This window comes from Pseudoalteromonas sp. T1lg65, assembly GCF_051930985.1.
In the GTDB taxonomy this organism is placed as follows: domain Bacteria; phylum Pseudomonadota; class Gammaproteobacteria; order Enterobacterales; family Alteromonadaceae; genus Pseudoalteromonas.
This window is the reverse complement of the sequence record NZ_CP196837.1, coordinates 3,222,990-3,249,396: the sequence shown is the minus strand read 5'-3', so window position 1 is coordinate 3,249,396 and position 26,407 is coordinate 3,222,990. Positions and strand designations below refer to the sequence as shown.

Here is a 26,407-nt window from a genome sequence, read left to right as displayed (position 1 = left end):
CGGACCCCCAATAAAGTTATCTCATAGTATGGTCGAGCTTGTGCTCAATCGCATCAAAAAACTTGTCCATAATAGAAATATCGAATGCAGCTTCGATTTCTTTAACACAAGTTGGTGCGGTGACATTAATTTCGGTTAATTTGTCGCCGATAATATCTAGGCCGACAAACATTAGTCCTTTGGCTTTAAGGATTGGCGCCACTGCGTTGGCAATGTTACGCTCAACATCCGTAATAGGGCGAGCTTCACCACGCCCGCCTGCCGCAAGGTTTCCACGTGTTTCTCCACCTTGAGGAATACGCGCTAGGCAATAAGGAATGACTTCTCCGTCAACCAATAGTACGCGCTTATCTCCGTCTTTAATCGCTGGAATATACGCCTGCGCCATGGCAAAACGTGTACCATGCTCTGTTAACGTCTCGCAGATCACGCCAATGTTGGCATCATCTTGTTTTATTCGAAAAATAGAAGCACCGCCCATACCATCTAAAGGCTTAAGGATAATGTCTCCGTGTTTTGCCAAAAATGACCGGATCTGCTGTTGATTACGTGTCACGAGTGTATCTGGCGTATGCTCGGTAAACCATGCCGTGAATAGCTTTTCATTGGCATCGCGTAAGCTTTGCGGTTTATTTACCACTAGACATCCAGCATGTTCAGCCTGTTCTAAAATGTAGGTAGCGTAAATATACTCGGTATCGAATGGTGGATCTTTACGCATCAAGATAACGTCTAACTCACCCAGCGCTACAGTCTGTTTGTCATCAAGCTCGTACCAATGTTGAGTATCATCAAAAACTTTAGCCTTTGCGGCGGTCGCCATTGCAATACCTTGTTCTAGGTAGAGATCACCCATTTCCATGTAATACAGTTCATAACCACGTTGTTGCGCTGCCATCATCATGGCAAACCCAGTGTCTTTTTTGATATTAAAGCCACTGATGGGGTCTGAGATAATACCGAGTTTAATCGTCATAATTTCTACCTAAACTAAAAGCTATCAATGATATGGGGACGCTTGGCGATTATTAAAGAGTTAAATCGCCAAACTGTAGTTGCAGTGCGCTCAATACGGTTAATGCTGCGGTCTCGGTACGCAGTACGCGAGGGCCTAAGCGTACATCGGTGAAGCCACTGTCACTCGTTGCGGTCATTTCTTCGTCAGTGAAGCCGCCTTCAGGACCGACTAAAAATCGCACGCCTTGAGTCGGCGCCGGAAGCGTTTTAATACTGTGATTTGCTCTTGGGTGTAATGTGAGTTTTAGCGCTTGTGTTGTTTGCTGTAGCCACTGTGTCAATTCAATGGGAGGATGAATTATCGTGATGCTGTTACGTCCTGATTGTTCAGCGGCAGCAATCGCAATTTTTTGCCATTGTTGGTGTTTCTTTGCGAGCCGCTCAGCGTTTAACTTTACACCGCATCGAGTGGTGAACAGTGGGGTAATTTCGTTAACCCCGAGCTCTACTGATTTTTGAATGGTAAAATCCATTTTATCACCGCGCGAGATCCCTTGGCCTAAATGGATGTGAAGTGGAGACTCTACTGATTTATCATCGAACTGCTCAGGTAACGCGACGACTTTTTTCTTACCAATTTCTACCAAAGAACATAGGTATTCTCCGCCTTTGCCATTAAAAAGACTGACCTTGTCTTGAGTCGTCATTCGTAATACGCGGCCAATATGACCGGCAGCGTCATCTGATAACGTGACTGGGACACCGACTTCAAGTGTTGAATCTTGGAAGATATGAGGAATTCGCATAGTTTAATTATTTAGGAGATTTTCAGGCAATGTTAAGACCTGTCTGTGCATTCGTCTAGTGGCTGAGCTCAATCTTTGTATGAAATCGAGATGATAGATATTGCTGAGCGTTTTTATCTTCACTGGTTAGTTTACCGCTGTGACAGGTTAAGTGATTATGAATTGGGTGCGTACTCACCAACTTGATGGTATACCCTTGCGGAGTTTGGTCTACCAAAAAGCGGTTTGGATGCAGAGAATTAAATATAAACTTTTGTTCGCGAGAAGCTAATTGATAATCCAGTGCATGTAAAAGCACACCATTGATAACGTGGTAATCTAGCAGATAGCTGGCTAACTCCGTGACACTAATCTCGTTACTAAAGTCGCAATAGTAATAGTCTTTTACCTGTTGTTTGAACATCATTTTTAGCATTTGCCGGGTATAGTCACCTGCAATGATCATGTCACTGGGTGCTTGCGGCGCTTGGCTTTGCAGATAGTCGAGTAGTTCTTGGCTGAATTCCCCATTACTATCTACAAGTAAAAAATTACTACTTTTTGTTGCCATAACGCCTCAATAGACGCTCTGTATTATGAGCTAGACTGAAAACAAGTTAATAAGTAGATAGCCCATAGAGCAGAAAACGGCAAATTCGATACAAGCAATACCAACATTATCTTGATGGTCTACTTCCAAACCTATGTCTATTTTAGGTAATGAAATATGCAGCAACACAAAGCTACAGACATACAGTGCACACCACATAATTCCGCAATGTAAAACGACTGAAAATAAATTTTCAACGACTTTTGCACCATGGTACGGAGCACTGTGAAGTCCCGCATAAATCGCCAGTGCCAGACCTATGGTTTTACCGGCGTAACGAATACCGATAGAGGTGTTTCTGAGGCTAAAGTTTTGTTGCAGGGAAGCGCCTTGGTTAGATTTAGCGAAGCGACTTTCCCTTAGCTTACTGTCAATGGCGAATAATATTTGCAGTATGCAGAAGCCCAAGCCGACAACCAATAAGTCACTCCAACCTTTGGGATGCACCCAATGATATAAGCCTAATACCAAAATCGTGTTGGCAATCAGCATGCCTGAGTCAACGATCGCTGCACAGATGTTCTGTTTGAGTATTTCTCGCTCTTCATTGAACTGATATAAGATCCAGTTGCGATGAATACGTTGTCCAAGATAAATAAAGCAGATAACTAAAGCGATACAAAGCAGCGTGTGCAGTGGCTGTGCATAGGCTTTATCGACACCTAAATCATTGAATAAGTAAGCGATTGATACACAAATTAGAGTAACCTGACTGGCATAGTTGATACCCAAGGCAAAGTTATCACGTTGCGCTAACTCTTCTTGCAAAAGTTTCTTAGCATTATGTTGTACCACGAAGCGCAACATCATCATAAAAGCACAGATAATGATGAAGCATGCTAGGATGGCTAAAAAGTTGATATTGGCTAAAGACAAATAACTCATACTCGGTGTAAGGTTGTGTTTTAGATAGAGTTACTATAACACTGCTCTTCTCAAGAGCTAGGTTTATTGGAGTTTTTATGGATGGTTTGTTTGCTCAACCTGAACTGAATGAGTTGGCAGCTGAGCGTTATGCTCGGATCTATCCTAGCTTGCCTTTTGATGCAGAGCTTGCCCGTTTACTCGCATTGAGTGATTTTGCTTTTCGGATTATAGAACGCTTTCCCGACTGGGGAGTGTGGCTTACAGATGAACAAGTAGTCAAATCAAGAGACTGTCCAGATATTTTCGACTTTTCAAATCCGTTAGTTGAGGAGAAACAAGCGTGGCAGAGTTTGCGCCATTATCGATTAAGATATTGGCTTAAAGTAATGTGGTTAGATCTGATTAAACACAACCCAATTGAAGATAGTATTACGTACATCTCTAAGCTATCTGAACAATTGATCAGCCAAGCTTATCAATGGGCTTATGCGAGTTGCGAGCAACAGGCTGGCTCTCCAAAAGATGAACTTGGTAATGCGCTACCGATGATTATTCTGGGAATGGGGAAGCTGGGAGGCGGAGAGTTAAACTTTTCATCTGATATAGACCTCATTTTTGCCTACCCACGTAATGTTGCGACCACAGGTGGACGCCGAGAATTAGAAGCGCAAATGTTCTACACCCGAGTTGCACAAAAGTTAATTGCTGCTCTGAATCAAACTACCATAGATGGTCAGGTGTTTAGGGTCGATATGCGACTAAGACCCTTTGGCGACAGTGGTCCGCTGGTAATGAGCTTTACTGCGATGGAAGATTACTACCAAGATCAAGGTCGTGAGTGGGAACGTTACGCCATGCTAAAAGCGCGTCCATTGGGGGCAAAATCACCTTATTGGCAAGAATTTACCGACTCGCTCAAGCCTTTTATTTATCGGCGTTACATAGACTTTTCCGTGATCGATTCACTACGCAAGATGAAAAACCTAATTGCGCAAGAGGTGCGACGCAAAGGCTTGGTTAATAATATCAAGCTCGGCGCGGGTGGCATTAGAGAAGTAGAGTTTATTGTCCAAGCACTGCAATTAATTCGCGGTGGTCGAGAGTCTCAGCTACAAACGCCATCCTTATTAAATGCGTTAGCACAGCTTCAGCAATTATCGATCGTACCAGACTCTGTCGTGCAGAAATTGCGTATTGGCTATCTGTATTTAAGGAGAATTGAGCAGTATTTACAGGCTTTTGATGATAAGCAGACGCAGACTTTGCCAGAGGATAGATTAAATCAGTCTCGACTTACCGCTTTACTTGGGACTGAAAGCTATCAGCAAGTGCAAACCGAAATAGCGGACATGATGCGAGAGATCCGCAATGAGTTTTCTCAGGTGATAGGCGCGCCCCCAGAGCAAGAACAAAATGAAGATGAAGGAGCGAGTTATGCTTGGCTAAGTGGTGATTTGTCTCAATTACACAGTGGCGGTGTAGAGCTTGATGGTTGGGAAGCACAACTTGGTGAGTTCAAAGCGCTGTTAAGCCGTAAGCAGATGGGAACACGTGGTCGTGATATTCTCGATAAACTGATGCCATTGGTATTAGCGTCGTTGCTTAAACAGCCAAGTGAGGCCGGATTACAGCGCGTGCTGGCGGTGATTGCAAAAGTTGCCTCTAGAACCGCTTATTTGGAATTGTTGTATGAAAATCGTGGTGCGTTGACGCAGCTTATCAAGTTATGTAATCACAGTGCCTGGATTGCAGAACATATCGCTAAATACCCAATTTTGTTGGATGAGCTGATTGACCCGCAGACGCTTTATAAGCCGTTGCCGTTAAACGCATATCACCGTGAAATACAGCAAACATTTTTGCGTATAGACGAGCAAGATATCGAAACACAAATGGAAGCGCTGCGTCAGTTTAAACAAACCCACCAACTAAAAATAGCAGCAGCAGATGCAACGGGTGTTTTGAGTATAATGAAAGTTAGCGATCACTTAACCGCGCTAGCAGAAGCCATTATTGCCAAATCTGTCGATATTGCTTGGCTCCACATGGTTGCACGGTACGGCGCGCCTGATAATACTTGCGCAGATAACAAGGGATTTGCTGTTATTGCTTATGGTAAAGCGGGTGGTTATGAACTGGGTTACAACTCGGATTTAGACTTGGTATTTGTGCACAATAGTGATGGAAGTGGCGAGACTAACGGGGAAAAGTCGATTTCTTCGCGACAATTCTATTTAAAATTGGCGCAACGATTAATGCACCTGTTCAATACCAATACTCTCTCTGGCATTTTGTATGAGCTTGATACAAGACTTAGGCCTGAAGGCAATTCTGGTCTTCTTGCAATTAACATAGAAAGTTATTATCAGTACCAGCTAGAGCAAGCTTGGACTTGGGAGCATCAGGCGCTTGTCAGGGCGCGTATGGTTGTTGGTAACGATGAGTTAAAGCAACGCTTTAGTGCGATCCGCAACGATATATTGCAGCTGGAACGTGACTCTGAAAAACTTCGAACGGATATTGTGTCTATGCGAGAAAAAATGCGTAATCACCTCGATAGTAGCAGCGACACACAATTTGACCTTAAACAAGGTGCCGGCGGGATAACTGACATTGAGTTTTTAAGTCAATATTTAGTTCTTCGCTATGCACACCAATATCCTCAGTTAACAGAATATCCAGATAATATTCGTATTTTGGAATGTGCGGCGAACTTATCGGTATTGTCAGCAACAGAATTGCAAAGCCTTGTTACTACGTATTGTGGATTACGAGAAGTATACCATTTGCAAAGTTTAAATGGCCTAGGACGTACACTGCCTCGTGAACAACTTGCGGAAGATATTCAGCAAGTTGAGAAAATTTGGCACAAGGCATTGAGCTGATATGGACGAAAAGATAAAGGCAAGTCTTATGCTTGCCTTTATCTCAAATTCTCTAATTTCTTGCAGTTTTCTCTGACATAAATCGAGGGGTTTTCTGTTATCACAGCAGCTCTTGCTTTGTGACAGAAGAAAGTGAACACTTCAAACTCGAAGTCATCATCGATAGCGGTGCCAACTTGATACAATGCGGAGACAAAGTCGGTATCAAGTCGGAAATTGTATTTGACCACGTAATCACGTTCAAGATACCAGTACAACTCGACGCCTTCAGCTTTGGCCTGCTCGGTTAAAACTTCTTTTAACGTATCGCCCGCTTCAAACCGACGGGGCAAAATTGCGCCAGTCCAGCGAGGATTCGATGGTTTTACGGCAAGTTCGCGCCGAGCGATGGCATCTTCTAGCGGATAGGTTGGTTTACCTATGGTTATTACGAACTTTTCACGCTCAGTATCTCTGTCACTTACTCTGTTTCTGAAGCTTTCATAAAACTGCGACAGACCGCGAGCCGCTACGTTAGTGGTTTCTTTAAAGTTCATATGTTTGGCTGCACCAAAAAGAAAGTAATAGGCAGCCCACACAAGTAAAAACCCCAGTGATAGATGCTTGATCCAAAACCAGGTGTTTGATATTGCGTTGTTATTATTACTTTTTCTTCTTTTCCTTTTTGCCATAACTACCACGTAAGGTTATTAGTAAAGTGATGGAGCGTTTTTATCTGGCCGAGTTTTGAATCTTCTATGTAGCCACATATACTGCTCGGGCGCGCACATAATCGCTTGCTCCATACGTTTATTTACTCTACTAACATCTGCAAGATCGTTGCCACTTGGAAAGTTTTCCATCATTGGCTGTATTTCAAGATGATACAACCCTTTGTCGTCTCTCGTACAGTGTAAGCTCACCGTCTCGGCATTTTTACTACTCGCAAAGAGCAAAGTGCCTGTTGTGGTAGCGGCATCTGGCACGGCAAAGAAAGGGGCAAACTCGCAGCGTTTTCGTCCATAGTCCTGATCAGGAAGGTAGTAGCATAATCTTTTGTTGGCAAGTGTCTTTAGTAAGCCTTTCACATCTCGTTTCGAGACGAGATATTCATTTGAGCGCAAACGTCCACGTGTCATAAAAAACTCCATAAGTGGGTTATTGTGTGGACGATAAAAACCGACACCTTGCATTTCTGTACCGAGCACTCGACCAGCCATTTCTAGGTGCAGCATATGAGGTACAAGCAGAATAGCCCCTTTACCTTGATTCTGGATAGCCTTGACGTGTTCTAGCCCTTTAATAGAACCCACAACTCGTTTAATTCGCCATTCTGGCCACCACCATGCCATACCGGTTTCTAGTGTGGCGATACCGGTGTTTTCCATATTTTTACGTAGAATAGTTTCGCGTTCTTGCTCGCTGAGCTCAGGAAAACAAAGAGCAAGGTTTACGCGTGCGACATGACGTCTCTTCTTCATGTATTTATAAACTAGGTGACCAAGCCCTCGACCAAGCGATAGCTGCCATTGCTGAGGCAGCCAAGACACTAGATATAAAAACAATACGCCTAACCATGTCGGCCAAAATTTGGGGGTTAAGAAGGACCACTTGAAGGGACTATGATTTACCAAAATCGTCTACCTAAAACAACACAGAGCGAGTATTTTAGCGATAAGTACTTAAAAACACAAAAGCCAGCAATCGCTGGCTTTTTGAATTGTATCGGTTGTGTCGTATTAACCCTCAACAAGTCCTTTATTGATAGACTCAAGATCAGCACGAGACAATGTTCCAGTAGCTTGTTTTAGCTTTAAGCTAGAAAGCACATACTGATAACGCAGATCTGCTAAGTTACGTTTTGCGTTGTATAGGTTTTGTGTACTGACTAGTACATCGACGATAGTACGAGTACCTACCTCAAAACCAGCTTCTGTCGCTTGTAACGCACTTTCAGCAGATACCACTGCTTGTTCTAGCGCTTTATAAGTTGCTACGTCTGACATCACTTGATTATACGAAGTGATAACCGAGCGTGTCACATTACGCATCGCCGCTTCTAAGTCTTCTGACGTGGCAACATAATTGGCGCGAGCTTGAGAAGTCGCTGCAGTAGTTTGACCACCTGAGTAGATAGGCACATTCAACGTTAATCCAACCGAGGTACCATCACCACGCGGTTTTAGTTGCGTCCCAGGTCCATCTTCTAAGCTATCTGAGTATGATGCGCTTAGCTCTAGAGTTGGATAGTGACCAGCCTGAGCTAACTCGATTTGATCTTTAGCAATATCAACAGCCGATTTGGCGACTTGTAAATCTAAGTTACTTTCTTTAGCCACTGTGATGAAATCAGCTGATTGCTTATTTGGCGTTACGGTTGAGAAAGTATCTGTATCCAACTTATCTAATTTATCGTGGTATTTACCCGTAATCGTTCTTAACGTTTCACGTGCGGTTTCAACGTTGTTTTTCGCACCAATCTCGTTAGCAACGGCGCGGTCGAACTGGGCACGTGCTTCATGCACATCGGTGATTGCCGTTAACCCAACTTCGTAGCGCTGTTTAGTTTGTTCAAGCTGACGCTCGATAGCGCGTTTTTCTGCTTGGACAAATTCTAAGTTATCCAATGCACTCAATACGTTGAAATAACCTTCAGCAATACGAACTATAAGCGATTGCTGCTCTTTTTGGTATTGAGTATCGGCTTGCAAAGCGCGTTTTTCTTCAATCGAAAGGCTTTGCCACGAGCGCATATTGAAAATAGTTTGGCTTAGGCTAATAGAACGAGAAAAGGTATCCGTATCGGCTTTACCCATAGTATAGCCTTTAAGGTCGTTCCCTGTTGCACCCTCTCCACTGTTATCCGAATAACTCATCTTAAAACCGAGTTGTGGAAGCAAGGTACCTAGCGCTTGTTCTTTAGCATAGCGCTGCGCATCAGCTTGTGCTTTGGCTTTCAACACTGTTGGATCGTTAGCGGTCGCGATATCGTAGACTTGTAATAGATCTTCCGCATGAGATAGGCCGCTGGTTAACGCGCACGACAGCCCGACAAACAAAGATAGTAGACTTTTTTTCATTGGTTGCTCAGTCCTTAGACAATTTTTGTACTAACAGCATGTTACCCTGTTTTCGCAATCTGGTTAAAGTCGTAATACGTAAATCGTCGCCAACAAGTGTAACAGAATATAAAAATACTCGGTGTTTATGATATACAAGCATACGTTAGTTAGGTAAACGCGCTCGTATACTATGTTAAGTAACCCTACTATAAGGGCGATAGCTTTGCTTTTAAACCGTTATCGATGAAAATTACAGGATTTTTTTATGAAGCCTTTGAGTCAATTTTCGAAACAAGACGTGATTGTTTCTTCAACAGAAACAATCTTTGATCGTTTCTTCAAGATCCATCTCTATGAATTTGAACACGCGCTGTTCGCTGGTGGCAGGTCAGGACCTATCAAAAGAGAAATCCTCGAACGAGGTCATGCTGTGGCTGTTTTGCCTTATGACCCTAAAACCGACGAGGTGTTACTTATTGAACAAATTCGAATAGGCGCGTTAGCTTCAAAATCGTCACCTTGGTTACTTGAATGCATCGCAGGGATGGCTGAAGGGAGTGAACAGTTTGAAGATGTCGCCCGTAAAGAAGCAAAAGAAGAAGCGGGTCTGGATTTAGACAAATTGATTTACATGCGCTCTTATCTTTCTAGTCCGGGAGGAACAACTGAGCGCTTGTATTTATATCTTGCGTTGGCTGACTTGTCTGAAGCATCTGGCATTTATGGTCTTGCTGAAGAAGGAGAAGACATCAAGGTGCATGTGCTTCCTTTCCAAGAAGCCATGGCTAGACTTGAGTCAGAGGAAATTGATAACGCTGCTACAGTAATTAGTCTACAATGGTTGGCGTTAAATAAGTCTCGTATTTCAACGCTGGGTTGAGGAGTTTACTTTTGACACAACTCTTAAGTTCGAAACAATACATACAGTCGTTACCTCGGTTTATCACCTTGTGTGAACGTAACTACTTGCGCGCAATTAAATTGCTTCCTAATGAACAGGTAGGTGAATGTCGAACGATTGATTTGGCATCAGCGCGCTATGAACTGCGCATTGATGATGTAAAAAAGTACACGACAGACATACGTATCAAGCAGCAACATGCAATTACCCCTTACTTACCACATTTCGAATTGGCAGTGAGGCTCTATCACGACGCAAAAGTTGCCGAAGTGATCCAGCATGATTATCACAGTAAAATTAAACCTTCTTATGGTTACCCAAATCCAGATATGCATCAAAAAGATGAAAAATATCAAATCAATGCATTTTTAGCTGATTGGTTGATGATCTGCTTGGAAAAGGGGCGGGTGCATTTAAACTGGGACGTGAATAATGGCTTGGTTTGAACAAAGTTATCATTTTGCAACACCAAGATTAACCTTAGCGCATTTTACCGATAGTCATTTATTTGCGACTAGAGATGGTAAATATTTCGCTGAGAATACCGCGCTAAATCTAATGGCGACACTAGCACAGCTTAGTTTTGAAAATGTAGACTGTGTGATTTTTGGTGGCGATCTTACCCAAGATCACAGCTTTGAGTCCTATCGATTATTCGCTGAGCTGGTTGAACAAAGCCCGCTTAATTGCCCGGTGTTTTGGGTGCCGGGTAACCATGATGATATTGCATGGTTAGAGGAAATCAGCCAAGGACAAATTCGCAATGAAAAACGCTTAAACGGGCCTTTTGGACAGGTTTTATTGGTAAATAGTAAGGGAGAAACACCTGCAGGTTGGTGTCAGTGGTCGCATCTGAGAGAATTGGCCCAGTATCTTGATGAGCCTAGCTTAGTGTTCTGCCATCATCATCCAAAAGCAATAGATGGGTATCTAGACAAACATATGTTGGAAAATGGCCCACAGTTACTAAATACGTTAGTAAATAGCAATCAAGTGCAAGCATTAATACACGGTCATGTACATCATGAGTACGAGCTCATATTTCGTAATTTACCCATATACGCAACGCCAGCAACTTCAGTGCAATTTGCGAAGCATACCGAAGATTGGCAACAGCAACGAGCAGGTCCTGCGTTTCGGCTAGTCACATTAACCAAAGATTCTTTTTCAACAACAGTAAAATGGCTCAAAAAGTAGTATATATTCACGGTTTTAATAGCTCTGAGAAGTCACATAAAGCGGTAATTTTTGGTCAACATTTAAAGAGTAAAAAAACGCACTATGTTGTACCTAGGCTGCATTACGATCCGCGGATAGCGATTTCCCAGCTGCATAGCTGCATTGATTCTGATACTGTATTACTCGGAAGCTCCTTAGGAGGATATTATGCGACCTACTTTGCAGAGCTTTTTGGTTGTAAGGCCGTGGTCATTAATCCGGCGGTGAAACCATTTTCACTTTTAAATGACTTTCTGGGACCACAATACAATCCCTATCAGGATTGTCACTATCAGTTGCGGCCAGAGCATGTTGAAGCGCTAAAACAACTGTACGTGCAAAACTTAACGAAGCCGAGTAACTTGTTATTATTGCAACAAACTGGTGATGAGGTGCTGCCTTTTGTCGAGGCGGTACGCTACTATAAGACATGTCACCAATACATTGAATTTGGTGGTGATCATAGCTTTGTGGATTTTTCCCGATATTTTGAAACCATCACCACCTTTTTAGAGATTACCTAAGCGCGAATACGAATCTGCATATCACAAGATGTGCTGTTAAAATTGAGCGGATAAAGATAACTAGAATTAGCCTATGAGTCAGCAAAACTATAATGCCGAAGCCATTGAGGTGTTGAATGGCCTAGAGCCAGTAAAACGCCGTCCTGGCATGTATACCGATACCACTCGCCCCAACCACTTAGGACAAGAGGTTATCGATAATAGTGTCGATGAAGCATTGGCCGGCCATGCGAGCAAAATTGATGTTATTTTGCATGAAGATAACTCATTAGAGGTTATCGATGATGGTCGCGGTATGCCAGTGGATATCCACCCAGAAGAAGGCATACCTGGGGTTGAACTTATTCTTACCAAATTGCATGCCGGTGGTAAATTTTCCAATAAAAACTATCAGTTTTCTGGTGGTTTGCACGGCGTGGGGATTTCTGTTGTTAACGCACTTTCTACGCGTGTGGAGATCACCGTAAAACGAGATGCTCAAATCTATGAGATGGCGTTTGAAAACGGTGACAAGGTGGAAGACCTTACGGTAACGGGTACTGTTGGTAAACGTAATACCGGAACTTCTGTCCACTTTTGGCCAGATCCAAGCTATTTCGATTCAGCCAATTTCTCTTTAAGTAAGCTTAACCACCTATTAAAAGCCAAAGCCGTCCTTTGTCCGGGACTGCGTATTCGCTTTGTAAACAAGCAAACGAAAGAAACCCAAGAGTGGTATTACGAAGCGGGCTTAGAAGATTACCTCAAAGATGCGGCCGCAGGATATGAAGTACTGCCTAAAGCGCCTTTCACAGGAAGCTTTAGTGGTTCGACCGAAGGGGTTGACTGGGCATTGCATTGGTTACCTGAGGGTGGGGAATCTATCGCAGAAAGCTATGTCAACTTAATCCCGACGGCGCAAGGCGGAACCCATGTTAATGGCTTACGTCACGGTTTACTTGAAGCAATGCGAGAGTTTTGTGAATTCCGAAATTTACTGCCGCGAGGCGTAAAGCTTACGCCTGATGATGTATGGGATAAATGTAGCTATGTCCTTTCGGTTAAAATGCAAGATCCTCAGTTTGCGGGTCAAACGAAAGAAAAGCTTTCTTCCCGTTCTTGTGCGACATTCGTTTCAGGAATTGTGAAAGATGCCTTTAGTTTATGGCTAAATGAGCATACAGAAACCGCCGAACTACTCGCAGAATTGTGTATCAGTAACGCACAAAAACGCATGCGCGCGGCAAAGAAGGTTGTTCGTAAAAAGGTCACCTCAGGACCTGCTTTACCCGGAAAACTAACCGACTGTTCAGGTAGTGAAACAGAACGTTCAGAGCTGTTTTTAGTGGAAGGGGATTCAGCTGGTGGTTCTGCTAAACAAGCGCGCGATCGCGAGTTCCAAGCCATCATGCCGCTGCGCGGTAAAATCTTAAATACTTGGGAAGTAGAATCAGGACAAATTTTGGCTTCGCAAGAAGTGCACGATATTTCAGTTGCACTGGGTATGGATCCGGACTCTGAAGATCTATCAGGACTGCGTTATGGCAAGATCTGTATTCTTGCTGATGCGGATTCTGATGGATTACACATTGCCACATTACTTTGTGCTTTATTTGTTAAACATTTCCCTGAGTTGGTTCGAAAAGGACATGTGTATGTGGCAATGCCACCACTGTTTCGAATTGATGTGGGTAAGGACGTCTATTACGCGCTAGATGAAGATGAGAAAAAGGGCATCTTAGATCGTATTGAAGCGGAGAAAAAACGCGGCAAAGTAAATGTTCAGCGCTTTAAAGGTCTAGGTGAAATGAACCCAATGCAGTTGCGTGAAACCACCATGGACCCAAATACTCGTCGATTAGTCCAACTGACATTAGATGAACCAGCAGAAACGCTTGAGATGATGGATATGTTACTGGCCAAGAAGCGCTCGGGTGACCGTAAAATATGGCTAGAACAACACGGTGACAAGGCAGAGGTATAACAATGACAAGAGCAACTAAGTTACTCGCATTTAGCGTGTCCATAACTAGTTTATTTTTAACTGCGCAAGCAATCGCTGAGGATATTTTGCCAAGACTTAGTGTCCCTGCGGGCTATAAAATTAGTTATTTTGCCAAAGACGTCGATAACGCTAGACAAATGGCAGTTGGCAAAGATGGCACCGTTTACGTCGGCTCTCGTAAAGCTGGAAAGGTTCACGCACTTATCGATCACAACCGCGATGGCGTTGCGGACAAAAAAATTCTCATCGCAGAAGGATTAAATTTACCATCAGGGATCGCGTTAAAAAATGGTGATTTATATGTCGCGGAAGTTGAGCGTATTATTAAGTTCAGCCAAATAGCGAAGAACTTAAAAGCACCAAAAAGTGAAGTGGTATTTGATGATCTTCCTGACAAGCGTCATCACGGCTGGAAGTATCTGACTTTTTCTCCAGAAGGTGAGTTAATCATTCCAGTTGGCGTGCCTTGTAATGTCTGTGCGGAAGATCCTAAGTTCGGTCGTATTTTTTCGTTGAATTTGGAAACCAAAAAATTATCCACCATTGCATTAGGTGTGCGCAATTCTGTTGGGTTCGATTACCATCCTAAAACCGGCAAGTTATGGTTTAGCGATAATGGTCGAGACATGATGGGAGATGATATTCCACCTTGTGAGCTTAACCGTGTCGATGAAGTGGGGCAACACTTTGGCTTTCCCTATGTACACGGTGGCAGTGTCTTAGATCCTGAGTTCGGTGAAGGGAAAAAAGTCACTGACTATGTTATGCCTGCCTTGGCATTACAAGCCCATGTGGCTCCGTTGGGCATTCATTTTTATCGTGGTAAACAATTCCCGCAAGCAATGCAACATCAACTCTTTGTTGCTGAACATGGTTCTTGGAACCGTAGTAAAAAAGTGGGCTATCGAGTGATGGTTGCCAAAGTAGAAAATGGCCAGATAAGAGGGTACGAACCTTTTATAACAGGCTTTATGGAAAATGAAACAACTTACGGTCGTCCAGCCGCCATTGCTGAACTTGCCGACGGTAGTTTGCTGGTTTCCGATGATTACGCCAACGCGATTTATCGCGTCAGCTACAACAATAAGTAAGGTGTAATATGACAGATCCACAAGCCCTGTCATTACAGGGTATAGAACAACTTCCTATGGGGCGTTTTACTGAAGACGCCTATCTGAATTACTCCATGTATGTGATCATGGACCGTGCCTTACCACACATTGGTGATGGCCTTAAGCCTGTGCAACGGCGTATCGTGTATGCCATGAGCGAGTTGGGCTTATCGGCACAAGCGAAATATAAAAAGTCAGCGCGTACAGTCGGTGATGTGCTTGGTAAATATCATCCTCATGGTGATAGCGCATGTTATGAAGCCATGGTGTTGATGGCACAGCCGTTTTCTTACCGTTATCCACTAGTTGACGGACAAGGTAACTGGGGGGCAGCAGATGACCCTAAATCCTTTGCAGCGATGCGTTATACTGAAGCGCGTTTGTCTAAGTTTTCAGAGATCCTGTTAAAAGAGTTAGGCCAAGGTACAGTAGATTGGACCGCCAACTTTGATGGTACATTGGATGAACCCTTAGTACTGCCTGCTCGATTGCCACATATTTTGCTCAATGGCGTGACAGGTATTGCGGTTGGTATGGCAACAGACATTCCACCTCATAACGTACGTGAGCTTGCTGAAGCGTGTTGTTTGCTATTGGATAAACCTAAGACTGAGTTGGAAGAAATTTTAGACTTAGTTAAGGCGCCAGACTATCCGACAGACGCCGAGATTATTACCCCGGCAGAGGAAATCAAAAAGCTCTACACCACAGGCCGTGGTTCCATAAAAATGCGTGCCGTATATACCGAAGAGCAAGGTGAGATAGTGATTACTGCGCTACCACATCAATGCTCTGGGGCTAAAGTGCTTGAGCAAATCGCAGCCCAGATGACAGCGAAAAAGCTGCCAATGGTTGCAGATTTACGTGATGAATCAGATCATGAAAACCCAACTCGAATCGTTGTGGTGCCACGTTCAAACCGTGTAAAAGTAGAGCCACTAATGGCCCACCTATTTGCAACCACAGACTTAGAAAAGAACTATCGCGTTAACCTGAATATGATAGGTCTAGATGGTCGTCCGCAAGTTAAAGATCTGCGTCAGATCTTATCTGAGTGGTTGGTCTTCAGAAGAGAAACTGTTCGTAAGCGATTGCAATACCGTTTAGATAAAGTCTTAGCTCGATTACATATTCTTGAAGGTTTGATGGTTGCCTTTTTGAACATCGATGAAGTCATTGAAATTATCCGAAATGAAGATAAACCGAAAGATGAGCTAATGGCTCGATTTAGTTTATCTGACAAACAAGCGGAAGCGATTTTAGACTTAAAACTGCGCCATCTTGCCAAGCTTGAAGAGGTGAGAATTCGTGGCGAGCAAGATGAATTAGAAAAAGAGCGTGAAGGATTAGAAAAGACTTTAGGTTCTGAGCGTCGCATGTCGACATTGATGAAAAAAGAAATTCAGGAAGCAGCAGAAATTTACGGTGATGATCGACGCTCGCCCGTGGTTGAGCGGGTAGAAGCCAAAGCACTGAGTGAAAAAGATCTGATCCCATCAGAATCAGTTACTGTCGTACTGTCTGAGAAAGGCTGGGCTCGTGTTGCGAAAGGTCACGATATTGATGCGGAAGGACTGAATTATCGTGCAGGTGACAGTTACAAAGCTAGTGCCAAAGGTAAGAGTAATCAGCCTGCGGTATTTTTAGACACTTCAGGGCGAGCCTTCGCTACTGATGCGCATAGCTTACCATCTGCACGTAGCCAGGGTGAGCCGATGACAGGTCGTTTCAATTTAGGTACAGGTTGTAACTTCGAGCATGTTGTCATGGGAGATGAAAAGTCGACCTACTTAGTGGCGACAGATGGTGGTTATGGCTTTATCGGCGAATTCTCCGATATGGTCAGTAAAAACAAAAACGGCAAAGCTTTTGTCAGCGTGCCAAAAGGCGCACACCTTATTGCCCCGATCCCTGTTTATGATGTCGCTACCGATCGATGTATGGCGATTTCTAGCGAAGGTCGGATGTTAATCTTCCCACTGCGAGATCTACCAAAACTCGGCAAAGGAAAAGGGAATAAAATTATTTCCATCCCTAGTGCAAAAGTCCAAGCTCGGGAAGAGTATGTCAAAGTGCTCGCGGTAGTACCTGATGGTACGTCAGTTACCTTACATGCTGGTAAGCGCAAACTGACCTTGAAGCCTAGTGATCTAGAGCATTACTATGGTGAACGTGGGCGACGAGGTAATAAATTACCTCGCGGGCTGCAACGTGTTGATGAATATGAAATTGAAAGCAACTTCATAGATCAGAATGCAGAAGACGTTGCGGAAACACCAATAGATGATACTAGTGAATAACCTCATTTATTAACTAACCTTAGCCGCCAATAAGAGTTTTAAGAGCCTAATCACCGGATGATTAGGCTTTTTTATGCCTAAAATTCACGCTGTCATCAAATTCCAATTTTATCCCTATTCTTTCTATTAGTTGATCAACTACGAGTCGAGAAAAGCGCGTTGATAACACCGCTCTCGCGTCCTGCTATCGCCAAGGTACCAACATCCGTGTAGGCACCGCTCTCGCGTCCTGCTACCGCCAAGGTACCTACATCCGTGTAGGCAAGGCGAAAATTTGCTATTTAGTTGTTCTACATAAGAAATTTTTAACGCGGTTAGCGACTGCCTTTATCTCTTAAATGGATAAGATATTAATGTGAATTGGAATTATTTCTACAACTTCAACTTTTTTTAAAGTGCTACGTCTTATAGGTATCGCAACGGTTACTACTTAAGGAAACATAACCGATGAAAACTATTTTGATGTTGTTGAGCTATGCGCTTTTTTCTCAGATGGCTTTTGCTGAACCGATTTTACTCATTAATGGAACCTTACTAGATCCTAGTGACCGAAGTGTTACTCAACATCACTTGATGTTGGATGAACAGCAAATTATTGGCCGATTTCATGAGATCCCCGACAACTATTCTGGAAAGATAATTGATATTACCGGAAAATTTGTTATTCCCGGCATGATAGATATGCACACACATGCTTTTGGTAATCGAGCACCAAATACACAGACGGAAGTTATGGGACCGAGTACCACCGCACAAGTCGTTTTACACGCAGGGGTAACGGGATACGTTGATTTGTTTGGTAATGAAAACCAATTGATTGCGCATCGTGAATTACAACGCCGTGGTGTAATAGAAGGCGCAGATATCTACGCCAGTTTAACCTGTTTAACGGCCCCCGGAGGGCATTGCTCACAATTTGGAAAAACGCGTACCATTGCCAATGAAGCTGAGGCAAAAAAGCATATTCTTGAGCTCGCAAAACACCAAGCAGACGTCATCAAGCTCGTTAGTACAATCAATGGTCACCTTCCTTCATTATCACCAGAGTTACTTAAGTTCTCTGTTACTTTTGCAAAACAACAGGGGTTAAAGTCGATAGTGCATATTCATACGCTAGCCGACATTGAAAATGCGATTTCAGCAGGTGCGGATGCGATAACACACTTACCTGATGATGCAGCTATTCCTGATGACTTGGCGAAAACAATTGCTGCTAACAACATTGCCATGATCCCGACATTGGCATGTGACACAGATGAGTATGAGTTTATGTTTTCGGCCGCACTGGAGAGCCCTTTGGTACAGAAATTGACTGCTCCAAGGGTAGTACAAGGCTATGCGAGCGCAGCGGCTAAAATGACAGAGTCACAAAAACAACAAGCTAAGCAACGCACTCAAAAGTATTATCAATCTATTAGCAGCCTGATTAAAGCTAATGTTACCCTACTTGCAGGCTCTGATGCTGGAAATTATGGAACCCTTCAAGGTTTTACTGTGCATCGAGAAATTGAAAAGTTTGCAGCCGCTGGACTTTCAAACTGGCAAGCGTTAGCCAGTGCGACAAGTCATGCTCGCGCCTTTTTAGGTGAGCCTGTGGGCCTAAAAGAAGGAGCGCAACCCAGTGTTGTGATCCTCAATCAATCGCCAATTGAAAGTGTGCGTCATACGCAAAGTATATGGGCTGTGATACACCGAGGTCAGCTCGTCAATTAAGTACTCCATATATGAGGTTTATTCGCGCGCAGGGTGTGCTTTATGTGTTGTTGGGGGCAGTCTCATCATGGGCTGGGCTAATTTCGGCACAGCCGTTGTTTGCCAGTTTACCTTGTGTAAATAGTATGCTTTAGTTGTGTTTAGTTACAGCTAGAGGTGGAATACATGAGTTTTTTGAAAACAGTTATTTATGTGGATAGCGTCGAAGAAGTTTTAGATTTCTATTTTCAGGCGTTTGGTATAAGTGCACATGATATGACTGATGAGGGGGATTATGGAGAACTCGACACTGGAGAAGTTAAATTGGCATTTGCCAGCCATCCCTTGGCGCAGTCGCAATTCAAACAAAACTATATTCGCTGCCACCCAAAGCAGCCATTGCTTGGTTTTGAAATCAATTTATCTTGCGACAATGTAGTACAGAGCTATGACAAAGCAATTGAAGCAGGTGCCGAGCCTTTAATGCCGCCGCATTCCAAAGGGGGGAAAACTCAGGCCTATGTGCGTGCAATAGAAGGAACGTTGATTTCGCTCACTCACGATTGAATTGGGGTTACTTTATACCTGAAGAAGTAACCCAGTTATATTTATATATCGAAGTCAGCTAACACCTTAGCAAGTCCAATTGGCTCGATCTCTACACACACGTTGTCGTCGTTCCAATTTAATCCAACTAATGCTTCGTCTTCTTTTAGATCTAATACCCACTCATCCAAGAAATCAGCAAGATCAATACTAATAGGTGTGAAGTCCGCCCATTCATCGCGGCATTGAGCTTGAGCTTTTTCCTCGCTGTCCCAAAGCAATAAAACATCTGTTTCATCAAACTGGTTTGAGTCAACCACAACCATGCCACCATCTTCGGCACCGAGCGCCCAAACTATGGCATCTTGTTTCACTCTATCAGCAAAGGTGCTCACTTCTGAGCTAATTTCTTCATCTATCATTTGTGTTATCTCAATTACGTGGATTGGTGTTCTTGGCAATTTCCAAATTGTTCCATTGGTTATGGAGTGCAATCAAATTTGAAAAAGCGGATATTTCGGTGAGTTCTCTAAAGAGAATCCAATCAAGCAGGCAGTATAAACTGATTTGTAAATAATCACATTGTAAAAATGGCGACGTCACACAGAGTTCATTCAGCGCTTGCAAAGTTCCATGTACACGTTCTCTTTGCAAATTAAAGAACAGTTTATCTTCATTGGTATTAAAGCCAGACCTTTGACATAGTAGTAGTTCAACAAGAGAGTCATTACAGGCATTTATAGTGACCAAGAAGTTTTCTTGTTGCCAACTGGGCGTGACTAACTGGTATTTATCCTGCAGATACCTAGCAATGAGGTTGGAATCACAGATGATGTCATCGTCGATTAAAAAAGGAATCTTTCGAGCTGGGTTGGCTGCAATGAGTTGTGCTTTTCCAGTATCTGAAAAAATATCAATATGCTGATATTCGACGGGGAGCTGCTGTTGCAGGATCCACATTCTGAGTCTGCGAGCATAAGGGCTGGTATTAGAACCGACAAGTTTCATGGCCATCATTCCTTTTGATAAGTAATTGAACAGAATGATGGCTGACGATTAAGCACGACGCAAGTGTTAATCGATATCGATTAAAAATCTAACAAGTTAGTCTGAACGACTTGTTACTTCTAGTAAATGAAATCCAAACTGCGTTTGTACAGGACCCTGAACCTGATTAAGCGGTGCAGAGAATACTACCTTGTCGAATTCAGGCACCATCATACCTGGCCCGAACTCCCCGAGAGCTCCACCGTCTTGGCCCGATGGGCAGTTAGAGAATTGCTTTGCCATTTCCGCAAAGTCTTCACCAGCTGCAATGCGCTCCTTCAATTCGATGCATTGGGCTTCACTGTCTACAAGAATGTGCCTTGCACTTGCAATCGTCATAATGTCTCCATTAATTATGTTTATTACTACTTTATTCTAATGCATGGAGAGTGAAACACCAGTCTATTGTGACAACAGTTTTTCTATCGCTGTGGTCAGCTCTTCAGACATCGGTTCCACTCTGCTGTTGAAACGTTGGATTGATTGACGATCTGCTGACACTAAGTATTTGTAAAAATTCCAATTTGGTGAACTGGTTTTTTCGTTTAAATGCTTAAATACTGGATTTGCATCACTGCCTCGGACTGGGCTAGTCGACATCATATTGAAGGTTACGCCATAGTTAATGAAGCAGACTTCGGCGGTCGCTTTTTCGTCATCTTCTTCTTGAAAAAAGTCATCTGAAGGAAAGCCTAAGACTACCAGGCCTTTGTCTTTGTATTTTTGATGCAGTTTTTCGAGTCCTTCAAACTGACCGGTAAACCCACAATTACTCGCAGTATTTACTATCAATAAAGGCTTATCTTTGAATTCACACAGATTAATAGAATCAGATGATCTTAACTTGCGTAATTCAACATTGGTGAAGTCATCACACTGCTGTGCTGAAGTATAACTGCTGAAACAAACAACTAAACCGGCTACCAGGATTTTTCTGAACATGATATTTTCCTTTATTCTAATTGCCCTTATGATACGCCTAACAGACGTAAGTTGATCAAATTTATTTATGCAGATAAGACTCGCTACACAACAGGACCTAGGTCAAATCGTTGCTATCTATAATGAAACAATCCCAAGCCGACTGGTGACTGCCGATACTGAGCCAACTTCGATTTCTCAAAAACAAGCCTGGTTTGATTCGCACACCGATAATCGTCCCATTTATGTAGCGGAAAAGTCCGGTCAGGTAGTCGCTTGGTTAAGCTATAGCGACTTTTATGGCCGCCCCGCGTATGCAGGCACCGCTGAAATTAGTATTTACCTTACCGAATCTCAACGCGGAAAAGGACTCGGAAATACACTACTAAAGTTTGCTGAGCAAAAAGCCCCGGCGCTTGCCATTAACACATTACTTGGTTTTATATTTAGCCATAATCTACCAAGTATCAATTTATTTAAAAAGCATGGTTATGAATCGTGGGGAGCCTTACCCGATGTTGCGGTGATGGATGGCAACTCATACAGCTTAACGATTTTAGGAAAGCGCGTCAGTAATTAAGGGTCGAACAATAACTTGGTTTTTAGCGACTTATTTTTCTTCTACTACACTGAGATTTGAAGCGAAGGAAATGGGTTTTTAAAGCATGAATCAAGTTTTAATTATCGACAGCAGTAGCGTACAAGCAATGAGAGTAAAAGTGTTGTTTGAGCTACTTGGTGGGCAAGTTGAACATATTCACTATCGCTCTGTTGATGATGAACTCGATGTTACCAAATATGATGTAGTGGTTGTGGCTCATGGCGTTCCGGCTCGAGAAGTAACTCGACTACATGAGCTGCGAAGACATGAGAAACTCGTTTTATTGGCACCTAAGCCTGATAATGCCGAGCACTTAAAATCCTTCAGTGAAATTAACAAAGCTTTACCCAATGGCATTGTTATTTATCCGTTTTTTGCAAATAAAGATATCACTTCGTTGCTTGAACGATTGCTTGAGATTGGCGCGACCAACTCACTCGTCTTACCTAAGGTATTGTTAGTTGATCATTATACGCCTCGACTGGACGCGCTCGCCAATGGCCTTCGGGGTGCACAATTGGCCGTTACCACCGCCACCAACATTGAAGAAGCGCTTCAAGTTGCAGAGCATCAACACGTCGATTTATTAATTTGTGACTTTAAACTCGACAAAGACACCGGACTGGAGGTGTTCAATAAAGTGCGTCAGGTCCACCATAATTGCCGCTGTTTACTTATGACATCACGTGTTAATCAAGTTGACATGTTAGAAGCAGTTAGAAAAGGTGTTGAAGACGTATTAATTAAACCATTTGATGAAAGTGAGCTATTACAAACCCTTCATAAACTATGGCAGAACGAACTATTAAGAAGACACAATAGTGAGCTTGTAGAGCGCCTTCAGGACACGGTTGATGCCCTTATTGAACGAGACAGTCTGCTGAGAGTTATTTACAAGCACACACCGGATCCTATCATGCTATTTGATCGCCAAGGCAGGGTGTTAGAAGCCAATGATGCCTGCTGTGAATTGTTTGAAATTGAAGAAGCAATGCTGCCTACGCTATCTATCTTTGAGCTGTTTGAAGAGTCATCACTAACGCAGCTTAGAGAAATGATCAAACATTCAGCTTCTTTGCATCATTTTAATTGCGAACTCACATTACCACGTATCGAAGGTGCAAATATTCGTTTAATGGGGACTTTTAATGAAATTGACCACCACGGAGATATTGCTCTCGCGGTGATCTTTAAAAATGTTTCTGAGCTCAGAGAAAAGCAAGATTTGTTAGAAGAAACCAAAGAGCTATTAGAGGAAGAAGTTCAAGCTCGAACAGCTGAATTGTTAAAAGCCAAAGAGTTAGCCGAAGCCGCTAACATATCCAAGTCAGAGTTCTTGGCTAATATGTCACACGAGTTGCGCACTCCAATGCATTCGATTCTGAGCTTTGCAAGATTTGGTATAGAAAAAACCAGCAGTGAAGATATCCCGATTGATAAGCTTAAAAAGTATCTCTCAAGAATAGAAACCAGTGGAGAACGGTTGCTGATGTTACTTAATAATCTACTGGATTTATCCAAGCTGGATGCGGGTAGGTTTCCTTTTAACCCGAGCAATCACAACCTAGTTTCGCTCATTAAAAGTGGCATTGAAGACGTGCTAGGAACTGCGCTGGATAAAAATATTCAAATCAAATTTAAAAAGCCTATCTCTGAAGTAATGGCGTATTGTGATGCTGAACAAATTAATCAAGTTATTAGAAATTTACTTGCTAACGCGTTGAAGTTTAGTCCTAATAATTCTAGCGTGGTTATCTCGCTAGAGTGCATTGGCGAGCAAGCGCATATAAGGGTTATTGATAAAGGCATCGGTATTCCTGAAGATGAACTCGAGCAGATTTTTGCCAAGTTTGTTCAAAGTAGCAAAACTAACAATGGAGCTGGTGGAACGGGGCTGGGGCTGGCGATTTGTAAAGAGTTTATATTGCTACATGGTGGACAGATTTATGCCAGTAACAACGAAGATGTTGGTGCTTGTATTCGTCTTGTATTACCACTTTGTCCAGAGCCTGGACTACGTAATGACGCGTAATCAAAACGGTTGGCAGAACTTTCAAGCTCAGGCTATAACTAAATCAGGCCCTATCAGATCGTGAACAATAAGGATGACGAAAGATGGCACTGAAGCGAATTTTGGCAGTTGATGATGAACCTTTTAATCTGGAAATAATTGAAGAAATTCTTGAGGACTTAGACTTTGAGCTACAAACCGCTGGCAGTGGTAAAGAGTGTTTAGCTGTAGTGGAGGAGTTTGACCCTCAGGTTATCCTACTTGATGTCAGTATGCCGAAAATGAGCGGCTATGAAGTATGTAAAGCAATAAAGTCCAATCCTTCAACCAGTCATATAGTGGTGATGTTCGTCTCAGCCAGAGGTTCGGTTGAAGAGCGAATGGAAGGTTATTCTGTCGGTGCTGAAGACTATATCGTTAAACCTTTTGGGCAAGGAGAATTAAAAGCCAAACTGCTGAATCTGAGTCAGCTTTTATTGGAAAAGGATATTCTAGCTCAGCAGGTTGAAGACGCCACTACCACGGCATTTAGTGCAATGGCGACGAGCAGTGAAATGGGGCAGATCGTCAACTTTGTTGAGCACATTGGAGAAATAACCGATCCCCAGCAGCTCGCAGCTGAACTTATAAATTGTTTAAATGGACTCGGCTTGAGTTGTAACGTTGAGTTTCGTTTAAATGGTGAATATCTGCATTTTGCCTCCAGCGGTGTATGTTCGCCAATTGTGGTTGAACTGTTTGAAATTCTTCATACCAAGGGCCGCTTGCATGAGTTTACCAATCGCATTTTAGTAAATTACCCCGCGCTGAGTATTCTAATTTTAAACATGCCGGATGAAGACGTTGAAAAACATGGCCGTCTCAGAGATCATATATGCTTTATCGCCAGCGTGACTGAGCAACAACTGATGTCGATAGATACACGCTGTAAACTGATCCAGCAGCGTCAAGACCTTGAACAGTTGATCGAAAAAGTAGAAGGTAAATTTGACCGGCTAGTTAGCCTACTGGATCAAAACCGCCGAGAAAACGAGGAAGTATTCAGAGGGTTGCAAGAGCTATTTGAAGATCGTATTCCCACAATGGGATTAGACGAAGATCAAGAACAATTTATTTACCAAAATGTAGATATGGCGATACTAAAGTCGGTGGCTAGAAAGGAAGCGTTAAACGAAGTAAAAGCTGCATTTCAAGCGATAGAAACAGAGTTTGAAGTTTTATCGGAGAAAAATAAATAGCGGAGCCATTATCAAGGATGCTAACTAAGCATCCCGTGGCAACCCTTTTTCTATGATCCTTATCAATCGCTGCTGTTTGCGTTCAGCGTGTGTTTGTTGCAGCCGTTGTTTTTCCAATGCCCATTCGATATGTTCAAGCACCATAGTGGAGGCATGTGGTTTTCTATCTTCCAATGCGCTAATAATGTTAGGGTCATACTCTGCGTTACCCAGTCCGACCGCTAAATTGCGCTGCCAACGATCATAACCAATTCGACGAATGGGACTGCCTTCTGTTTGCTTGAGAAAAGTCGCTTCGTCCCATGCAAACAAACTCAGCAACTCCTGATCTTTCAACCCTTTCCTAGGTAAAAAATCAGCTTCTTCGGTTAGTTGGCTAAATCGGTTCCAAGGACAGACTAATTGGCAATCGTCACAGCCATAAATACGATTGCCTATCTTGTCTCTAAATTGTTCTGGGATCGGGCCTTGTAATTCGATGGTTAAATAAGAAATACACCGCCTAGCGTCAACCACATAAGGTTCAACGATTGCGCCCGTCGGACATAAGGTCATGCAAGCATTACAATTGCCACAGTGATTCTGCTGTTCTGGCTCATCAATCGGCAAGGGGAGATCAACAAAAAGCTCTCCAAGAAAAAACCATGAACCAGCTTCTCTATGGATCAATAAACTATTTTTACCACGCCAGCCAAGTCCTGCCTTTTCGGCCAATTGTCTTTCTAATACAGGCGCGGAGTCGACGAATGGTCGGTATCCAAGAGTAGCGACTTCTAGCTCTATTTTTTGCCCAAGTTGTTTGAGTTTGTTGCGCATGACCTTGTGGTAATCTCGACCTAGCGCATAGCGGCTGATGTACGCAGTACTTTTGTTGGCGAGCGCTTTAGCAAAACTCGCATCAGGTGGTAAATAGTTCATTTTCACTGAAATGACGCGTTGAGTCCCTGGAACTAATTCTGCGGGGCGGGTACGTTTTAATCCATGTGCAGCCATATAATGCATATCACCGTGAAAACCTGCAGCAAGCCAGCGTTCAAATTGCGCTTCGTGGGCACTTAAATCGATATCGGTGATCCCAACTTCGGCAAAGCCAAGTTCTTGACCCCATTGCTTAATTTTATCTGCGAGTTCACTATAATTGATATTGTTGGTCGTCACTGGAAGAAA

General features: G+C 43.1%; 25 protein-coding genes. 13 read left to right on the top strand and 12 right to left on the bottom strand.

Annotation, left to right across the window (positions count from 1 at the left end; translation table 11 throughout):
- Positions 1-16: 16 nt before the first annotated feature.
- Genes gshB through ACSLBF_RS14415 form a run of 4 tightly spaced genes read right to left on the bottom strand, consistent with a single transcriptional unit; the run spans position 17 to position 3,237 of the window.
- The gene (gene gshB / locus ACSLBF_RS14430) at positions 17-976 is read right to left on the bottom strand and encodes a glutathione synthase (RefSeq protein WP_440054053.1); all 960 of its coding nucleotides are present in this window, start codon (positions 974-976) and stop codon (positions 17-19) included.
- Between the two features lie 52 nt (positions 977-1,028).
- Entirely contained in the window at positions 1,029-1,763 is a 735-nt protein-coding gene (gene rsmE / locus ACSLBF_RS14425; protein WP_440054052.1) for a 16S rRNA (uracil(1498)-N(3))-methyltransferase, read from the bottom strand.
- A 55-nt stretch (positions 1,764-1,818) separates the two neighbouring features.
- Complete coding sequence (locus ACSLBF_RS14420) at positions 1,819-2,313, bottom strand: hypothetical protein (protein WP_440054051.1); 495 nt, start codon at positions 2,311-2,313, stop codon at positions 1,819-1,821.
- 30 nt (positions 2,314-2,343) lie between these two features.
- A complete protein-coding gene (locus ACSLBF_RS14415) occupies positions 2,344-3,237 on the bottom strand; it encodes a DUF350 domain-containing protein (protein WP_440054050.1) in 894 nt (297 codons plus the stop codon).
- Positions 3,238-3,314: 77 nt separating this feature from the next.
- Here ACSLBF_RS14415 and glnE point away from each other — a divergent pair, with 77 nt between their 5' ends.
- Positions 3,315-6,104, top strand: coding sequence for a bifunctional [glutamate--ammonia ligase]-adenylyl-L-tyrosine phosphorylase/[glutamate--ammonia-ligase] adenylyltransferase (glnE, locus tag ACSLBF_RS14410; protein WP_440054049.1), 2,790 nt, complete (start codon positions 3,315-3,317; stop codon positions 6,102-6,104).
- Positions 6,105-6,142: 38 nt separating this feature from the next.
- On the opposite strand, the gene ACSLBF_RS14405 is transcribed toward glnE, so the two are convergent.
- The 3 genes from ACSLBF_RS14405 to tolC form a co-directional block, all read right to left on the bottom strand.
- Positions 6,143-6,775, bottom strand: coding sequence for a TcpQ domain-containing protein (locus ACSLBF_RS14405; protein ID WP_440054048.1), 633 nt, complete (start codon positions 6,773-6,775; stop codon positions 6,143-6,145).
- Between the two features lie 18 nt (positions 6,776-6,793).
- Positions 6,794-7,717, bottom strand: a complete 924-nt coding sequence (gene lpxL, locus ACSLBF_RS14400; RefSeq protein WP_440054047.1) for an LpxL/LpxP family Kdo(2)-lipid IV(A) lauroyl/palmitoleoyl acyltransferase — start codon at positions 7,715-7,717, stop codon at positions 6,794-6,796.
- 105 nt (positions 7,718-7,822) lie between these two features.
- On the bottom strand, positions 7,823-9,163 hold the full coding sequence (gene tolC, locus ACSLBF_RS14395) for an outer membrane channel protein TolC (RefSeq protein WP_440054046.1): 1,341 nt from the start codon (positions 9,161-9,163) through the stop codon (positions 7,823-7,825).
- Between the two features lie 247 nt (positions 9,164-9,410).
- On the opposite strand from tolC, the gene ACSLBF_RS14390 reads away from it, so the two are divergent.
- The 9 genes from ACSLBF_RS14390 (at position 9,411) to ACSLBF_RS14350 (ending at position 19,443) form a co-directional block, all read left to right on the top strand.
- Entirely contained in the window at positions 9,411-10,025 is a 615-nt protein-coding gene (locus ACSLBF_RS14390; RefSeq protein WP_440054045.1) for an NUDIX domain-containing protein, read from the top strand.
- Between the two features lie 11 nt (positions 10,026-10,036).
- Positions 10,037-10,492 (top strand): DUF1249 domain-containing protein, encoded by a 456-nt coding sequence (locus ACSLBF_RS14385; protein ID WP_440054044.1) that lies wholly within the window; start codon positions 10,037-10,039, stop codon positions 10,490-10,492.
- A complete protein-coding gene (locus ACSLBF_RS14380; protein ID WP_440054043.1) occupies positions 10,479-11,243 on the top strand; it encodes a metallophosphoesterase family protein in 765 nt (254 codons plus the stop codon). The genes ACSLBF_RS14385 and ACSLBF_RS14380 overlap by 14 nt, the downstream gene beginning before the upstream one ends.
- A complete protein-coding gene (locus ACSLBF_RS14375; protein ID WP_440054042.1) occupies positions 11,228-11,788 on the top strand; it encodes a YqiA/YcfP family alpha/beta fold hydrolase in 561 nt (186 codons plus the stop codon). Before ACSLBF_RS14380 ends, ACSLBF_RS14375 begins: the two co-directional genes overlap by 16 nt.
- A gap of 73 nt (positions 11,789-11,861) precedes the next feature.
- On the top strand, positions 11,862-13,751 hold the full coding sequence (gene parE / locus ACSLBF_RS14370) for a DNA topoisomerase IV subunit B (protein ID WP_440054041.1): 1,890 nt from the start codon (positions 11,862-11,864) through the stop codon (positions 13,749-13,751).
- A gap of 2 nt (positions 13,752-13,753) precedes the next feature.
- Positions 13,754-14,863, top strand: a complete 1,110-nt coding sequence (locus ACSLBF_RS14365) for a PQQ-dependent sugar dehydrogenase (RefSeq protein WP_440054040.1) — start codon at positions 13,754-13,756, stop codon at positions 14,861-14,863.
- 8 nt (positions 14,864-14,871) lie between these two features.
- Positions 14,872-17,184 carry a DNA topoisomerase IV subunit A gene (gene parC, locus ACSLBF_RS14360; RefSeq protein WP_440054039.1) on the top strand — a complete coding sequence of 771 codons (2,313 nt, stop codon included), beginning with the start codon at positions 14,872-14,874 and terminating at the stop codon, positions 17,182-17,184.
- Between the two features lie 447 nt (positions 17,185-17,631).
- Positions 17,632-18,897: an amidohydrolase family protein gene (locus ACSLBF_RS14355; protein ID WP_440054038.1), complete on the top strand. Its 1,266-nt coding sequence runs from the start codon at positions 17,632-17,634 to the stop codon at positions 18,895-18,897.
- Between the two features lie 165 nt (positions 18,898-19,062).
- Positions 19,063-19,443: a VOC family protein gene (locus tag ACSLBF_RS14350; RefSeq protein ID WP_440054037.1), complete on the top strand. Its 381-nt coding sequence runs from the start codon at positions 19,063-19,065 to the stop codon at positions 19,441-19,443.
- A gap of 41 nt (positions 19,444-19,484) precedes the next feature.
- On the opposite strand, the gene ACSLBF_RS14345 is transcribed toward ACSLBF_RS14350, so the two are convergent.
- From ACSLBF_RS14345 to ACSLBF_RS14330, 4 genes are all read right to left on the bottom strand, one after another.
- Positions 19,485-19,844, bottom strand: coding sequence for a DUF2750 domain-containing protein (locus ACSLBF_RS14345; RefSeq protein ID WP_440054036.1), 360 nt, complete (start codon positions 19,842-19,844; stop codon positions 19,485-19,487).
- A 10-nt stretch (positions 19,845-19,854) separates the two neighbouring features.
- On the bottom strand, positions 19,855-20,430 hold the full coding sequence (locus ACSLBF_RS14340; protein WP_440054035.1) for a glutathione S-transferase family protein: 576 nt from the start codon (positions 20,428-20,430) through the stop codon (positions 19,855-19,857).
- A 96-nt stretch (positions 20,431-20,526) separates the two neighbouring features.
- Positions 20,527-20,808: a peptidylprolyl isomerase gene (locus ACSLBF_RS14335; RefSeq protein WP_440054034.1), complete on the bottom strand. Its 282-nt coding sequence runs from the start codon at positions 20,806-20,808 to the stop codon at positions 20,527-20,529.
- 63 nt (positions 20,809-20,871) lie between these two features.
- Positions 20,872-21,411 (bottom strand): glutathione peroxidase, encoded by a 540-nt coding sequence (locus ACSLBF_RS14330; RefSeq protein WP_440054033.1) that lies wholly within the window; start codon positions 21,409-21,411, stop codon positions 20,872-20,874.
- A gap of 67 nt (positions 21,412-21,478) precedes the next feature.
- On the opposite strand from ACSLBF_RS14330, the gene ACSLBF_RS14325 reads away from it, so the two are divergent.
- The 3 genes from ACSLBF_RS14325 (at position 21,479) to ACSLBF_RS14315 (ending at position 25,240) form a co-directional block, all read left to right on the top strand.
- Positions 21,479-21,970 carry an N-acetyltransferase family protein gene (locus tag ACSLBF_RS14325; RefSeq protein ID WP_440054032.1) on the top strand — a complete coding sequence of 164 codons (492 nt, stop codon included), beginning with the start codon at positions 21,479-21,481 and terminating at the stop codon, positions 21,968-21,970.
- 85 nt (positions 21,971-22,055) lie between these two features.
- Entirely contained in the window at positions 22,056-24,023 is a 1,968-nt protein-coding gene (locus ACSLBF_RS14320; RefSeq protein WP_440054031.1) for an ATP-binding protein, read from the top strand.
- Positions 24,024-24,106: 83 nt separating this feature from the next.
- Positions 24,107-25,240 carry a response regulator gene (locus ACSLBF_RS14315; protein WP_440054030.1) on the top strand — a complete coding sequence of 378 codons (1,134 nt, stop codon included), beginning with the start codon at positions 24,107-24,109 and terminating at the stop codon, positions 25,238-25,240.
- A 24-nt stretch (positions 25,241-25,264) separates the two neighbouring features.
- Here the strand turns inward: ACSLBF_RS14315 and queG are convergent, their stop codons facing one another.
- A complete protein-coding gene (queG, locus tag ACSLBF_RS14310; RefSeq protein ID WP_440054029.1) occupies positions 25,265-26,398 on the bottom strand; it encodes a tRNA epoxyqueuosine(34) reductase QueG in 1,134 nt (377 codons plus the stop codon).
- Positions 26,399-26,407 lie beyond the last annotated feature (9 nt).

Excerpts from the sequence above, each read along its gene's own strand:
- ACSLBF_RS14315 (WP_440054030.1), top strand. The coding sequence starts at position 24,107 with ATGGCACTGAAGCGAATTTTGGCAGTTGATGATGAACCTTTTAATCTG.
- ACSLBF_RS14330 (WP_440054033.1), bottom strand. The coding sequence starts at position 21,411 with ATGTTCAGAAAAATCCTGGTAGCCGGTTTAGTTGTTTGTTTCAGCAGT.
- ACSLBF_RS14335 (WP_440054034.1), bottom strand. The coding sequence starts at position 20,808 with ATGACGATTGCAAGTGCAAGGCACATTCTTGTAGACAGTGAAGCCCAA.
- ACSLBF_RS14340 (WP_440054035.1), bottom strand. The coding sequence starts at position 20,430 with ATGAAACTTGTCGGTTCTAATACCAGCCCTTATGCTCGCAGACTCAGA.
- glnE (WP_440054049.1), top strand. The coding sequence starts at position 3,315 with ATGGATGGTTTGTTTGCTCAACCTGAACTGAATGAGTTGGCAGCTGAG.
- rsmE (WP_440054052.1), bottom strand. The coding sequence starts at position 1,763 with ATGCGAATTCCTCATATCTTCCAAGATTCAACACTTGAAGTCGGTGTC.
- gshB (WP_440054053.1), bottom strand. The coding sequence starts at position 976 with ATGACGATTAAACTCGGTATTATCTCAGACCCCATCAGTGGCTTTAAT.
- ACSLBF_RS14320 (WP_440054031.1), top strand. The coding sequence starts at position 22,056 with ATGAATCAAGTTTTAATTATCGACAGCAGTAGCGTACAAGCAATGAGA.
- ACSLBF_RS14325 (WP_440054032.1), top strand. The coding sequence starts at position 21,479 with ATGCAGATAAGACTCGCTACACAACAGGACCTAGGTCAAATCGTTGCT.
- ACSLBF_RS14365 (WP_440054040.1), top strand. The coding sequence starts at position 13,754 with ATGACAAGAGCAACTAAGTTACTCGCATTTAGCGTGTCCATAACTAGT.
- parC (WP_440054039.1), top strand. The coding sequence starts at position 14,872 with ATGACAGATCCACAAGCCCTGTCATTACAGGGTATAGAACAACTTCCT.
- ACSLBF_RS14375 (WP_440054042.1), top strand. The coding sequence starts at position 11,228 with ATGGCTCAAAAAGTAGTATATATTCACGGTTTTAATAGCTCTGAGAAG.
- ACSLBF_RS14415 (WP_440054050.1), bottom strand. The coding sequence starts at position 3,237 with ATGAGTTATTTGTCTTTAGCCAATATCAACTTTTTAGCCATCCTAGCA.
- ACSLBF_RS14390 (WP_440054045.1), top strand. The coding sequence starts at position 9,411 with ATGAAGCCTTTGAGTCAATTTTCGAAACAAGACGTGATTGTTTCTTCA.
- ACSLBF_RS14355 (WP_440054038.1), top strand. The coding sequence starts at position 17,632 with ATGAAAACTATTTTGATGTTGTTGAGCTATGCGCTTTTTTCTCAGATG.
- ACSLBF_RS14345 (WP_440054036.1), bottom strand. The coding sequence starts at position 19,844 with ATGATAGATGAAGAAATTAGCTCAGAAGTGAGCACCTTTGCTGATAGA.
- ACSLBF_RS14350 (WP_440054037.1), top strand. The coding sequence starts at position 19,063 with ATGAGTTTTTTGAAAACAGTTATTTATGTGGATAGCGTCGAAGAAGTT.
- parE (WP_440054041.1), top strand. The coding sequence starts at position 11,862 with ATGAGTCAGCAAAACTATAATGCCGAAGCCATTGAGGTGTTGAATGGC.
- ACSLBF_RS14405 (WP_440054048.1), bottom strand. The coding sequence starts at position 6,775 with ATGGCAAAAAGGAAAAGAAGAAAAAGTAATAATAACAACGCAATATCA.
- tolC (WP_440054046.1), bottom strand. The coding sequence starts at position 9,163 with ATGAAAAAAAGTCTACTATCTTTGTTTGTCGGGCTGTCGTGCGCGTTA.
- ACSLBF_RS14420 (WP_440054051.1), bottom strand. The coding sequence starts at position 2,313 with ATGGCAACAAAAAGTAGTAATTTTTTACTTGTAGATAGTAATGGGGAA.
- ACSLBF_RS14380 (WP_440054043.1), top strand. The coding sequence starts at position 10,479 with ATGGCTTGGTTTGAACAAAGTTATCATTTTGCAACACCAAGATTAACC.